Origin of the sequence: Pelomonas sp. Root405, from assembly GCF_001425165.1 — a bacterium.
Taxonomy (GTDB): Bacteria; Pseudomonadota; Gammaproteobacteria; order Burkholderiales; family Burkholderiaceae_C; genus Pelomonas.
The window spans coordinates 127,052-139,321 of sequence record NZ_LMDU01000015.1; the positions used below are offsets into that span (position 1 = coordinate 127,052).

At 67.7% G+C, this 12,270-nt stretch carries 13 protein-coding genes; 9 read left to right on the forward strand and 4 right to left on the reverse strand.

Translation table 11 applies throughout. The features are described 5' to 3' along the window. Nucleotides 1-71 precede the first annotated feature (71 nt). Both ASC81_RS22160 and ASC81_RS22165 read left to right on the forward strand, forming a co-directional pair. The gene (locus ASC81_RS22160) at nucleotides 72-650 is read left to right on the forward strand and encodes an SIS domain-containing protein (protein ID WP_056272212.1); all 579 of its coding nucleotides are present in this window, start codon (nucleotides 72-74) and stop codon (nucleotides 648-650) included. A gap of 19 nt (nucleotides 651-669) precedes the next feature. Then, the gene (locus ASC81_RS22165; protein WP_082536728.1) at nucleotides 670-1,281 is read left to right on the forward strand and encodes a BON domain-containing protein; all 612 of its coding nucleotides are present in this window, start codon (nucleotides 670-672) and stop codon (nucleotides 1,279-1,281) included. 51 nt (nucleotides 1,282-1,332) lie between these two features. Here the strand turns inward: ASC81_RS22165 and ASC81_RS22170 are convergent, their stop codons facing one another. From ASC81_RS22170 to ASC81_RS22180, 3 genes are all read right to left on the reverse strand, one after another. Further along, complete coding sequence (locus tag ASC81_RS22170) at nucleotides 1,333-2,223, reverse strand: NAD(P)-dependent oxidoreductase (RefSeq protein ID WP_056272217.1); 891 nt, start codon at nucleotides 2,221-2,223, stop codon at nucleotides 1,333-1,335. 2 nt (nucleotides 2,224-2,225) lie between these two features. Then, nucleotides 2,226-3,362 carry a PilT/PilU family type 4a pilus ATPase gene (locus tag ASC81_RS22175; RefSeq protein WP_056272220.1) on the reverse strand — a complete coding sequence of 379 codons (1,137 nt, stop codon included), beginning with the start codon at nucleotides 3,360-3,362 and terminating at the stop codon, nucleotides 2,226-2,228. Nucleotides 3,363-3,469: 107 nt separating this feature from the next. Then, nucleotides 3,470-4,513: a type IV pilus twitching motility protein PilT gene (locus ASC81_RS22180; protein ID WP_056272224.1), complete on the reverse strand. Its 1,044-nt coding sequence runs from the start codon at nucleotides 4,511-4,513 to the stop codon at nucleotides 3,470-3,472. 27 nt (nucleotides 4,514-4,540) lie between these two features. On the opposite strand from ASC81_RS22180, the gene ASC81_RS22185 reads away from it, so the two are divergent. From ASC81_RS22185 to ASC81_RS22205, 5 genes are all read left to right on the forward strand, one after another. Next, nucleotides 4,541-5,218, forward strand: coding sequence for a YggS family pyridoxal phosphate-dependent enzyme (locus ASC81_RS22185; RefSeq protein ID WP_056272226.1), 678 nt, complete (start codon nucleotides 4,541-4,543; stop codon nucleotides 5,216-5,218). Next, the gene (locus tag ASC81_RS22190; RefSeq protein ID WP_056272228.1) at nucleotides 5,215-5,892 is read left to right on the forward strand and encodes a c-type cytochrome; all 678 of its coding nucleotides are present in this window, start codon (nucleotides 5,215-5,217) and stop codon (nucleotides 5,890-5,892) included. Before ASC81_RS22185 ends, ASC81_RS22190 begins: the two co-directional genes overlap by 4 nt. Continuing rightward, nucleotides 5,889-7,178, forward strand: a complete 1,290-nt coding sequence (locus tag ASC81_RS22195; protein WP_056272230.1) for a cytochrome c — start codon at nucleotides 5,889-5,891, stop codon at nucleotides 7,176-7,178. The genes ASC81_RS22190 and ASC81_RS22195 overlap by 4 nt, the downstream gene beginning before the upstream one ends. Nucleotides 7,179-7,384: 206 nt before the next feature. Next, complete coding sequence (locus ASC81_RS22200; protein ID WP_056272233.1) at nucleotides 7,385-8,932, forward strand: methyl-accepting chemotaxis protein; 1,548 nt, start codon at nucleotides 7,385-7,387, stop codon at nucleotides 8,930-8,932. A 29-nt stretch (nucleotides 8,933-8,961) separates the two neighbouring features. After that, nucleotides 8,962-9,279, forward strand: a complete 318-nt coding sequence (locus ASC81_RS22205; protein ID WP_056272234.1) for a TonB family protein — start codon at nucleotides 8,962-8,964, stop codon at nucleotides 9,277-9,279. A gap of 51 nt (nucleotides 9,280-9,330) precedes the next feature. Here the strand turns inward: ASC81_RS22205 and ASC81_RS22210 are convergent, their stop codons facing one another. Further along, a complete protein-coding gene (locus ASC81_RS22210; RefSeq protein WP_056272237.1) occupies nucleotides 9,331-9,711 on the reverse strand; it encodes a cold-shock protein in 381 nt (126 codons plus the stop codon). A gap of 122 nt (nucleotides 9,712-9,833) precedes the next feature. On the opposite strand from ASC81_RS22210, the gene ylqF reads away from it, so the two are divergent. Both ylqF and ASC81_RS22220 read left to right on the forward strand, forming a co-directional pair. Beyond that, nucleotides 9,834-10,787: a ribosome biogenesis GTPase YlqF gene (gene ylqF / locus ASC81_RS22215; RefSeq protein WP_056272241.1), complete on the forward strand. Its 954-nt coding sequence runs from the start codon at nucleotides 9,834-9,836 to the stop codon at nucleotides 10,785-10,787. 65 nt (nucleotides 10,788-10,852) lie between these two features. Then, entirely contained in the window at nucleotides 10,853-12,256 is a 1,404-nt protein-coding gene (locus tag ASC81_RS22220) for a wax ester/triacylglycerol synthase domain-containing protein (protein WP_056272244.1), read from the forward strand. Nucleotides 12,257-12,270: the final 14 nt, after the last annotated feature.

The following is a 12,270-nucleotide window of genomic DNA, read 5'->3' on the forward strand; positions in this document are numbered from 1 at the left end:
CATCGCCAGGACGGGCCGGCTTGGGAGCGGCCCGGCGCTCGGCCCGCGACGCTGACTATGATCGCCGCCCAATGATCGAGCAACGCATCCAGCAGCAATTCTTCGAGAGCGCCGACCTGCTCTACCAAGCCGCCGAGCAACTGGCGCGCCCCTTGGCGATGGCCGCGCAGATGGTGGTGGACGCCATCACCGGCGGCAACCGCATCCTGTGCGCCGGCCAGGGGCTGGCCAGCATGGAAGCCGACTACCTGGCGGCGCGCCTGGCCGGTCGCTTCGAACAGGAGAGGCCCGGCCTGGCGGCCTGGAGCCTGGCTGCGCAGACCCGTGAAGCTGCCGGCCTGGACCTGACGCGCCTGCTGCAGGCCCATGGCCACCCGGGCGACGTGCTGGTGATGATCGAGCCGCTGCGCGAGCAGCGCGACGCCTGGCAACCCGTACTGGCGGCGGCGCATGCGCAGGAGATGAGCATCATCGCGCTGACGGCCCAGCCGGCCGGCGCGGCTGATGAGTGGCGCGGCGTGCTGCTGGACACCGATATTCAGATCCGCGTCAGCCACGGCCGAGAGCCGCGCGTTGTCGAAGCACAGCGCGTGCTGCTGCATGCGCTGGCCGACGCTGTCGACCTGCAACTGCTGGGCAGCGATGAGTAAACCTTTTGGAACCCCGACGATGAAAAAATTCTCCCTGACCCTGGCTGCCGCCGTTCTCGCCAGCACGCTTGCCACCGGCTGCGCACCGCTGCTGATCGGCGGTGCGATGGTGGGTGGGGTCAACGTCGCCACCGACCGCCGCACCTCGGCCACGCAGCTCGAAGACGAGACCATCGAGATCAAGGCCGGCGCGCGCATCCGCGAGCAGCTCGGCGACCGCGTCCACATCAACGTCAACAGCTACAACCGCGTCGCCCTGATCACCGGCGAGGCCCGCAACGAAGCCGACCATGCGGCGGTGGAGCGCATCGTCGCTGGCGTCGAGAACGTGACGAAGGTGTTGAACGAGGTGGGCGTGACGATGCACAGCTCGCTGAGCGGGCGCTCCAACGACGTCGTCATCCAGGGCAAGGTCAAGGCCAAGCTGATCGACGCGCGCGACCTGCTGAGCAACGCCTTCTACGTCGTCGTCGAGCGCGGCACCGTCCACCTGATGGGCCGCGTGACCGAACGCGAGGCCGACCGGGCGACCGACATCGCGCGCGGCGTCGGCGGCGTCAGGAAGGTCGTCCGGGCCTTCGAGATCATCAGCGAGGAAGAACTCGCGCGGATCACGCCGAAGAAGTCGTGATCGTGTGAGCCGCTCGCCCGGCGCCGAGGCGCTGGGCGGTGTTTCAAGCGCTCAAAGACGCTTGATCAGCGACGACGTGTCCCAGCGGTTGCCGCCCTGGGCCTGCACGTCGGCATAGAACTGGTCCACCAGTGCCGTCACCGGCAGGCGCGATCCATTGCGGCGGGCCTCGTCGAGCACCAGGCCCAGATCCTTGCGCATCCAGTCCACCGCGAAGCCGAAGTCGAACTTGTCTTCGACCATGGTCTTGCCGCGGTTGTCCATTTGCCAGCTCTGGGCCGCGCCCTTGCCGATGACGTCCAGCACCTGGGCCATGTCCAGGCCCGCGTTCTGCCCGAAGCGCACCGCCTCGGACAGGCCCTGGACGATGCCGGCGATGCAGATCTGGTTGACCATCTTGGCCAGCTGGCCAGAGCCCGGGCCACCCAGCAGCGTCACGGCCTTGGCAAAGGCCAGGGCCACGGGCTTCATGGTGTCGAAGGCTGCGGCGTCGCCGCCGCACATCACGGTCAGGGCGCCGTTCACCGCGCCCGCTTGGCCGCCAGAGACCGGCGCATCGATGAAGGCGATGCCGCGCTTCTCGCCTTGAGCCTGCAGTTCGCGGGCGATGGCGGCCGAGGCCGTCGTGTGGTCCACGAGGATGGCCCCCGACGTCATGCCGGCAAAGGCGCCGCTGTCGCCGAGCACGACGGAGCGCAGGTCGTCGTCATTGCCGACGCAGCAAAACACGAACTCGGCCCCCTGCGCCGCCGCGGCCGGCGTCGCGGCGAAGGCGCCGCCATAGGTCTGCACCCAGGCCTCGGCCTTGGCCGGCGTGCGGTTGTAGACGGTGACCTGGTGACCTGCCCGCGCGAGGTGGCCCGCCATGGGGTGGCCCATGACGCCTAGGCCCAGGAAGGCGACGCGACGCGGGGGAAATGGGTCGTAGGTGCGGGTGTTCATGCTCACAGGATGGTCAGGTGTTCGGTGCCGGTCGAAAGATCGCCGGAACGGGCGCGCTCGCTGTTGAGCTTGATCTGCAGGCGCAGGTCGTTGACCGAGTCGGCGTTGCGCAGCGCGTCTTCGTAGGTGACCTTGCCGGCCTCGTAGAGGTCGAACAGCGCCTGGTCGAAAGTCTGCATGCCCTGCTCGCGCGAGCGTTTCATCAGCTCCTTGATCTCGCTGATCTCGCCCTTGAAGATGAGGTCGGAGATCAGCGGTGAGTTCAGCAGGATCTCGACGGCGGCGACGCGGCCCTTGCCTTCGCGACGCGGCAGCAGGCGCTGGCTGACCAGTGCGCGCAGGTTCAGCGACAGGTCCATCAGCAACTGCTGGCGGCGGTCTTCCGGGAAGAAGTTGATGATGCGGTCCAGCGCCTGGTTGGCGCTGTTGGCGTGCAGCGTGGCCATGCAAAGGTGACCGGTCTCTGCGAAGGCGACGGCATGCTCCATGGTCTCGCGGTCGCGCAGCTCGCCCATCAGGATGACGTCGGGCGCCTGGCGCAGCGAGTTCTTCAGCGCGGCCTCCCAGCTGTCGGTGTCCAGGCCCAGCTCGCGCTGCGTGACGATGCAGTTCTTGTGCGGGTGCACGAACTCGATCGGGTCCTCGATGGTCACGATGTGGCCATAGGTCGTCTCGTTGCGCTCATCGATCATCGCGGCCAGTGAGGTGCTCTTGCCCGAGCCGGTCGCGCCCACGACGATGACCAGGCCGCGCTTGTGTTGCACCACCTCGCGCAGCACGACGGGCAAGTCCAGCGAGGTGATGGTCGGCAGCGTGGACGGGATCGTCCGCAGCACCAAGCCGACCTGGCTCTGCTGGATGAAGGCGTTGACGCGGAAACGCCCGACGCCGTGAGGCGAGATCGCGAAGTTGCACTCCTTGGTGCGTTCGAACTCGGCCGCCTGCTTGTCGTTCATGATGGCCCGCGCCAGCTGCAGCGTGTGCTGGCCCGTCAGCGGCTGGGGCGACACCTTGGTCAGCTTGCCATCCACCTTGATGGCCGGCGGGAACTCGGCCGTCAGGAAGAGGTCGGAGCCCTTGCGCGACAGCATCAGCCGCAGCAGGTCGTTGATGAATTTGGAGGCCTGATCGCGTTCCATATGGGTCCTAGGAAATGCAACCACAGAGGCACAGAGACACAGAGAAAGCAGCCATGCGCATTCCTCCGTGTCTCTGTGCCTCTATGGTTGCTTTTGTATTGGGTGAATCAGCCCGGGAAGTTTTCCGGGAACTTGGCCTTGGACCGCGCTTCAGCGGGAGAAATGATGTTGCGGCGGACCAGGTCGGTCAGGTTCTGGTCCAGCGTCTGCATGCCCTGGCTGTTGCCCGTCTGGATCGACGAGTACATCTGGGCGACCTTGTTCTCGCGAATGAGATTTCGGATGGCCGACGTGCCCAGCATGATCTCGTGCGCAGCGACGCGGCCGGTACCGTCCTTGAGCTTGCACAAACTCTGCGAGATAACCGCGACCAGCGACTCGGACACCATCGCCCGCACCATCTCCTTTTCGGCCGCAGGGAAGACGTCGACGATGCGGTCCACTGTCTTGGCGGCCGACGAGGTGTGCAGCGTGCCGAACACCAGGTGACCCGTCTCCGCCGCCGTCAGCGCCAGGCGGATGGTTTCCAGGTCGCGCATTTCGCCCACCAGCACGCAGTCCGGGTCCTCGCGCAGCGCCGAGCGCAGTGCGTTCGCGAACGAGTGCGTGTGCGGGCCGACCTCGCGCTGGTTGATCAGGCTCTTCTTGCTTTCATGCACGAACTCGATCGGGTCCTCGATGGTGAGGATGTGGCCGTACTCGTTCTCGTTGAGGTGGTTGACCATGGCGGCCAGCGTCGTGCTCTTGCCGGAGCCGGTCGGGCCGGTCACCAGCACCATGCCGCGCGGCTTCAGCGCCAGATCGCCGAAGACCTTGGGCGCGGCCAGTTGCTCCAGCGACAGGATCTTGCTCGGGATGGTCCGGAACACGGCGCCGGCGCCCCGGTTCTGGTTGAAGGCGTTGACGCGGAACCGCGCCAGGCCCTGGATCTCGAACGAAAAGTCAACCTCCAGCGTCTCCTCGTACACCTTGCGCTGCGAGTCGTTCATGATGTCGTAGACCATGTCGTGGACCGCGCGGTGGTCCAGGGCCTCGACATTGATGCGGCGGACGTCGCCATGCACCCGGATCATGGGTGGCAGCCCAGCCGAGAGGTGCAGGTCCGACGCCTTGTTCTTGACCGAAAATGCCAGCAGCTGGGTGATGTCCATGATGTTCCGTGGGAAGCTCGGACCATTATGGCCATCTCGGATTCCCTGCAAGCCGTCAAAAACCGCATCGCTGCGGCATGTGTCGCAACCGGACGCGCGCCCGATGCGGTGCAACTGCTGGTCGTCAGCAAGACCTTCCCTGCCTCGGCCGTGCGCGACGCCTTCGCCGCCGGTGCGCGCGCCTTTGGCGAGAACTATGTGCAGGAAGGCCTGTCCAAGGTGGACGAGCTGGCCGACCTGCGCGGCCAGATCGAGTGGCACCTGATCGGCCCGCTGCAGTCCAACAAGACCAAGCCCGTTGCCGAACATTTCGACTGGGTGCACAGCGTGGACCGCCTGAAGATCGCGCAGCGCCTGTCCGAACAGCGCCCGCCGCAACTGCCGCCGCTCAACATCTGCCTGCAGGTGAACATCAGTGGTGAAGCCAGCAAGAGCGGCCTGGCACCGGCCGACGTCGCTACGCTGGCCGCCCAGGTCTGCGCCTTGCCGCGGTTGAGGTTGCGCGGCCTGATGGCCGTGCCGGAACCCGGCCCCGATGCGCTGGTTCAGCATCAAGCCATGGCAGCACTGTTCGAGACTCTGAGAAACGCCGGACTCGCCCCAGACACGCTGTCGCTGGGCATGAGCGCCGATCTTGAAGACGCCATTGCCGCCGGCTCGACGATGGTGCGCGTCGGCAGCGCCATCTTCGGAGCGCGCGGATGAAGCCCGCCTGGTTGCTGGCCTTCGCCGCCCTGGCCGCGCAGGCTCAGCCGGTGCCGGATACGCTGGCGCAAAGGGCCGTGGCCTGCGCCGGCTGCCATGGCAAGGAAGGCCGCGCAGCGCCGGACGGCTACTACCCGCGCCTCGCGGGCAAGCCGGCCGGCTACCTGTACAACCAGTTGCTGAACTTCCGGGACGGCCGGCGCGACTACGGGCTGATGAGCGAATTGATCGCGCCGCTGTCCGATGTCTATCTGAAGGAGCTGGCTAGCCACTTCGCGTCGCTGGACCTGCCCTACCCGCCGCCGCAAAAGCCTGCGCTACCCGCCGCTGAACTCGCCCGGGCCGAGCAGCTGATCCGCGCCGGCGACGCGTCCCGCCGCCTGCCTGCCTGCACCGCCTGCCACGGCGAGCGGCTGACCGGCGCACAACCGGGCGTGCCGGGGCTGCTGGGCCTGTCGCGCGACTATCTCAATGGGCAACTCGGGGCCTGGCGCAGCGGCCAGCGCCGCGCCCAGGCGCCGGACTGCATGGCCCAGATCGCCAAGGCACTGACCGAGCCCGAAATCAACGCCATCACGCAGTTCCTGGCGGGCCAGGCTGTGCCGGCCGATGCGCATCCCGCGGCCGCACCGCCTGCGCCGGCGCCCATGCGCTGTGGTGGGCTGGCGCCATGAAGCGGCTGCTGATCAGCCTCGCCACGCTGGTAGCGCTGCTTGTGGCTGCGGCGTTTGGGCTGCTGGCGTGGCAACGCGGGCTGGGCGACCGGACACCGGTCCAGCCTGCGTCCACCGCGCCCATCAGCCTGGAACGCGGCGCCTACCTCGCCGCCATCGGCAACTGCGCCGGCTGCCACACGGCCCGCGGCGGCGAGCGCCTGGCCGGTGGCCGCGCCATCCCGACGCCCTTCGGCACGGTGTTCTCGACCAACTTGACGCCAGATGCCAGCGGCCTCGCCGGCTGGACCAGCGACGACTTCTGGCAGGCCCTGCACCTGGGCCGCAGCCGCGACGGCCGCTTGCTGGTGCCGGCGCATCCCATCACCAACACGACGCTGGTGACCCGCGAAGACGCCGACGCCCTGCACGCCTGGCTGCAATCCCAACCGCCGGTCGCGTCACCTCGGCGCCCGCACGAGCTGGGCCGGCTCTACGGCAGCCAGCTCGCCATCGCGGCCTGGCGGGCGCTCTACTTCAGGCCGGGCGGCTACCAGGCCGACCCGTCCCGTGACGCCGCCTGGAACCGCGGTGCCTACTTGAGCCAGGGCCTGGCCCACTGCAGCGCCTGCCATTCGGGCCGCAATGCGCTCGGCGGTGACGGCGGCCCGGCGGACTTCCGCGGCGGCCTGCTCGCCGGCCCGGGCTGGGTGGCGCCCTCCCTGCATGACCCGGCGGAAGCCGGCGTGCAGCGCTGGCCGGCCGAGACGCTGCAACGCTGGCTGCGCGACGGCCACGCCGCGGGCCACACGGCCCAGGGACCCATGGCCGAGGTCATCCTTGGCAGCACAGCGGCCTTGAACGATGCGGACCTGGCGGCGATGAGCACCTATCTGCGCGCCCTGCCCGAACAGCCGGTCACACGACCGCAGCCGGCCAAGCCGGATGCGCGCCGCATGGAGCGTGGCGCCGGCCTTTACCGTGACCACTGTGCGGCCTGCCACGGCGCGCAGGGCGAGGGCCGGCGCGACGAAAGCGGCGCACTCGCCTATCCGGCCATCGCCGGCAGCCGCCTGGTCACCCAGGCCAGCGCGGCCAACCTGATCCGCCTCATCGAACGCGGCGGCTTCGCGCCCGCCACGCCGGGCCACCCTCGGCCCTATGGCATGCCGCCTTTCGCAGGTGTGCTCGGCGCCGACGACCTGGCGGCGCTCGCAAGCCACCTGCGCGAATCGTTCGGCAACCGGGCGGGCGAGGTGGATGGCGTCGAGGTGCTGCGACTGCGCCGCGGCGCGGCGGCGAAATAGCTGCCGCAGCAAGCCCGCAAGTGCAGGGGGGTCACGTGAACCACTTCACGCGACCGGTTTGTGACAAGGCGTGAAACCAGGGCCATGGGCGCCACACTCCGGCCTGCCCTGGGGTAGCGCCAGCAAAGCCCCCCCGCCGAATAGCGTCTCAAGACGCAAAGCCGACCCGCCGATACCGCACACCACCGGACAAGGACCACAACCGAATGAACTTCCTGACGCAACTGCGCATCGGCCAGCGCCTGGCCGCAAGCTTCGGCTTGCTGATCCTGCTGCTGGTGGGCATCGGCATCTACGGCGCCAACAATGCCAAGCGCCTGGCGACGGACCTCGACCGCACGGCCAATTCCAGCCTCGTGAAGATCGCCGCGGCCAACGCGCTGGAGAACCAGGTCAACATCATTTCCCGCGCGGTGCGCGACCTGCTGCTGCTGGACACCGCAGGTGCCATCAAGAAGCAGAAGGCGGCCATCACCGGTGCCGTGGACGAAGCCGAGAAGCAGTTGACCAGCCTCGACGCGGCGTCCTCCGACGAGAAGGAGAAATCCGTCGTCGGCGAGGTGCGCGAGCAGAAGACCAAGTTCCTGGCCGCGCTGACCAAGTTCCAGAAGATCCAGACCGACGGCAGCCCCGATGAGGCCCGCGAGAGCCTGATCACCGACCTGCGCCCGGCCCAGACCGCGCTGCAGGAAAGCCTGCAGAAGCTCGTCAACATGCAGTTCGACAGCGGCAAGGAACTCGCCACCTCCGGCGGCGAGCTGGCGCGCTTCTCGGTCATGGTGACCGCCGGCTTGGTCATCGTTGCCGTCGTGCTGGGCATCGGCGGCTTCCTGGTGATCTCCCGCTCCATCGTCGGCCCGGCCCGCAGGGCGCAGACCGCGGCTGAAGCGATTGCCGCCGGCGACCTGACCCAAAACATCCAGGTCGAGGGTCGCGACGAGCTGAGCCAGATGCTGCAGGCCATGAAGGACATGCAGGCCGCGCTGTCCGGCGTGGTTCGCGACGTGTCCACCGCCGCCAGCGAGGTGGCACAGAACTCCGGCAACATCGCCGACAGCAATTCCAACCTGGCCGAGCGCACGACGCGCTCCGCCGCCAGCCTGCAGAACACCGCCGCTTCCGTCGAAGAGATCGCCTCCACGCTCAAGGGCGCCAGCGACCTGACCCGCCGCGCCGCCGGCATCGCCGTGACGGCGCGTCAGGCCGCCAGCAACGGTGGCGCCGTCGTCTCCAAGGTCGTCGAGACGATGGAAGAGATCAGCGCCAGTTCCAAGAAGATCGGCGACATCATCGGCGTCATCGACGGCATCGCCTTCCAGACCAACATCCTGGCGCTGAACGCCGCCGTCGAAGCGGCGCGTGCCGGCGAGCACGGCCGAGGCTTTGCGGTCGTGGCCGCCGAAGTGCGCGCGCTGGCGCAGCGCTCGGCCGGTGCCGCCAAGGAGATCAAGGTGCTGATCCAGGAATCGACCGTGAAGGTCGAGAACGGCACGACGCTGGTCAACAACGCTGGCGTGACCATCCGCAGCGTGGTCGACGAAGTCAACAACATGGGCCAGCTGATCGAGGAGATCTCGCACTCGGCCCAGGAGCAGGCCACGGGCGTCGGCGTCGTCAACGGCGCGATGAACGAGCTGGACAAGGCGACGCAGCAGAACACCAGCCTGGTCGGCGAACTCAGCCGCTCGGCCGACGCGCTGCGCGACAGCTCGACCCGCCTGATCGACGCCGTCGGCTTCTTCCGCGCCGCCTGACCTAATCCTTACCTGCCGAGGCTCGCACCATGTCACTCCTGCGTTCCGCCACCGTTCTGGCCGCCAGCCTCATGCTGGCCCTGGCCGCCCACGCCGCACCCAAGGTCGTCAAGAAAGTGCCGCCCGAGTTCCCGGCCGAGGCGTCCAAGAAGGGCATCTCCACCGGCTCGGTCAAGGCCAAGATGACCATCGAAGCCGATGGCAAGGTCAGCGATGTCGAAATCGTCGAGGCCGAACCCAAGCGGGTCTTCGACCGCGCCGTGAAGGCGGCGTTGATGGAGTGGAAATTTGAAGCGGGCGAGAAGGCCACCCACGAAGTCAAGTTGGTCTTCAAGAACGAGGACTGAACCTGGACCGGGAAAAGCCCTGAGCCTGCTCGACGGCTTGCAAATCCGAAGCTAGCGCCGCATCCCTGCCGGCACATCCTTGCTCATCGGCTGCCACCACTGCATGCCGCCTACCACCAGCATCACCGTGACGACGGCGCCTCCGGCCACCAAGGCCAGGCGCCGTTTCCTTTGGGCCTGACGCGCGCGGATGCGGGCGCTCCCGGCCGCTTCACGCAGCGCAGGGTTCATTGGCGTCTGAGACAGGCGCTTCAGGTTGACCGCCTGCTTGCGGCCGTCACGGTTCGTCACAATTTCAAAGCTCAGCGGTTCGTCGGGCCGCGGCCCTTCGCCATCGGTTGGAAAGGCGGCCAGTCCGACAAAAATCTCTTCGCCGCCGCCCAACGGGCGGATGGCGCCGTAACCGGCGTCCTGGTTCCAAGCGCTGAGCACTCCTTCAAATCGCATATTTACCTCGTGACAACCCCAAGATGTTGGGGGAGACGGCGGCGAGCGCCGCAACCGGATGTAAGCCCCCGACAATCCGCCTTTCGACAGCCCGCACCCGCCAACGCATGCCCATCAACTGGTTTCCCGGCCACATGAACTCCACCCGCCAGGCGATCAAAGATCGCGTCAAGGCGGGGCTGGACGTGGTCATCGAGTTGCTGGACGCCCGTCTGCCGGGCTCAAGCGCCAACCCCTTGCTGGCCGCGCTCACGACCGGCCGCCCGTCGCTGAAGGTACTGAACAAGCAGGATCTTGCCGACCCCCCGATCACGGGCGATTGGTTGGCTCACTACAACGCCCAGCCGTATACGCGTGCCATCGGGCTGGACGCCGGCGACAAGGCACCCGCCCGTGCCCTCATCAAGGCCTGCCGCGAGTTGGCACCGCTGCGCGGCGACATGCACAAGCCGTTGCGCGTCTTGATTTGCGGCATCCCCAACGTCGGCAAGTCCACATTGATCAACACCCTCGTCGGCAAGCGCGCCACCAAGACTGGCGACGAACCCGGCATCACCAAGATTGAGCAGAAGATCGTGCTCGAGAACGGCTTCTACCTGTTCGACACGCCCGGCATGCTGTGGCCGCGCATCGCCATCGAGCAGAGCGGCTACCACCTCGCAGCCAGCGGCGCGATTGGCCGCAATGCCTTCGATGAAGAGGAAGTGGCGCTGGAGTTGATCGCGTCGCTGAAGCGGCGCTACCCCGAGCGGCTGCAGGAGCGCTACGGCTTGCCCGAACTTGGCCCCGACGATGCGGTGCTGGAGGCCATCGGCCTGAAGCGCGGCGCCAAGGTGCGCGGCGGCGGCGTGCAGATGCACAAGGCGGCCGAGGCGCTGCTGATGGATTTCCGCGGTGGCTCGCTCGGGCGCATCACGCTGGAGACGCCCGAGGAAATGACCGCCTGGCGGCAGGCAGCGGCGGACGCCGAGTCGCAAAAGGCCGAGGCATTGGAAGCGGCCCGCATTGCCGAGAAGGCAAAGCGCAGCGGCAAGCGCCAGGCAGCGAGCGGCGACGCGTGAATCCCCTGCCTTGACCGGCCAGGGCGGCCGCCTATGCTGGGTCGCCCGCCACTCCAAGCGCCGTCATGACTCGACTCTCCCTGCTTGACCTCGCCTTCTTCATCGCCGAGAACGAGGCCAGCCCCAAGCATGTCGCGGGCCTGCACATCCATCAGATTCCCAAGGGCCTCAAGGGTGGCGGCGCGAGCTTTGCGAAGCAGCTGTATGAAGAGTTCCTGACCCACACCGACGTGCAGCCGCCGTTCGACCAGGTCATCAACTTCGTGTCGGCCGGGTTGATGCCGAGCTGGAGCACGGCCGACAGCGTGGACCTGGCGCAACACGTCTTCTTCCACAAGCTCAAAGCCGGTGCGAACGACCGCGACGCCCTCTACGCGCTGACGGCCCGGTTGCACGAACCCATGCTGGACCGCAGCCGCCCCCTGTGGGAGGTGCACGTCATTGCCGGCCTGTGGGACAAGCAGTTCGCCATCTACTACAAGATGCACCACGCCGTGGCCGATGGCATCACGATGACGCGCTGGGGCGTCGACTCGTTGCGCACCACGCCGGAGGACGACACCGTCACGCCGGTCTGGACCTTGGACCACACCCGGCGCAGCCGCGGCCTTGGCGCCAAGAAGCGGCTGGACCAGGCCGTCGCCGGCACGGTCTGGAAGCAGCTGACCGCCAACAGCAAACGCGCCGTCGGCATCGGCCGCCTCATGGCCATGCTGGCGCTGGAGGCCGTCAAGCTGACCAAGAACGCCATCGCCCTGCCCTTCATGGCCAGCGGCAACACGCCCTTCACCGGCAATGCCACGCCGGGCCGCCAGTTCGCGACCGCCGCCGTGCCGATGGCGCGCATCGACGCCATCCGCAAGGTCGCCCGCGCCACGCTCAACCATGTGGCGCTGACCTGCCTGGACGGCGCCATGCACCGCTACCTCGCCGATGAGGGCGTGGAGCTCGACCGGCCCATCACCATCCAGATGCCGGTCAACCTGCGCCGCGAGGACGAGAAGGCCGCGGGCAACAAGATCGGCATCATCCTGGTGGATCTGTCACCGCCGACGGATGACGCCTATGTGCGGCTGCGCAATGTCGGCTACTCGCTGCGCAATGTGCGGGCCATGATCGACGCCGTCGCGCCCGAGGCGGTCGAGACCTACACCATCCTCACCGGCCTGCTCGGCCAGATCGCCGGCATGCTCAAGCTCGCCGACGTCATCACGCCGATGGGCAACACGCTGGTGTCCAACGTGCCCGGGCCCGCCGGTCGCCTGTACCTGAAGGGCGCACCCCTGCTGGAGATGCACCCGGTGTCGACGCTGCCGGCCACGCACCTGCTCAACATCACGCTGTTCAGCTATGCAGGCACGCTCTATGTCGGCCTGATCGCGACAGACGCCCTGCCCAACCTGGGCCGGCTGGCGGCCTATGTCGAAGAGGAAATCGCGACGCTTGAGGCGGCGGTCGGGATCGCATGACGGCAGCGAGGAGA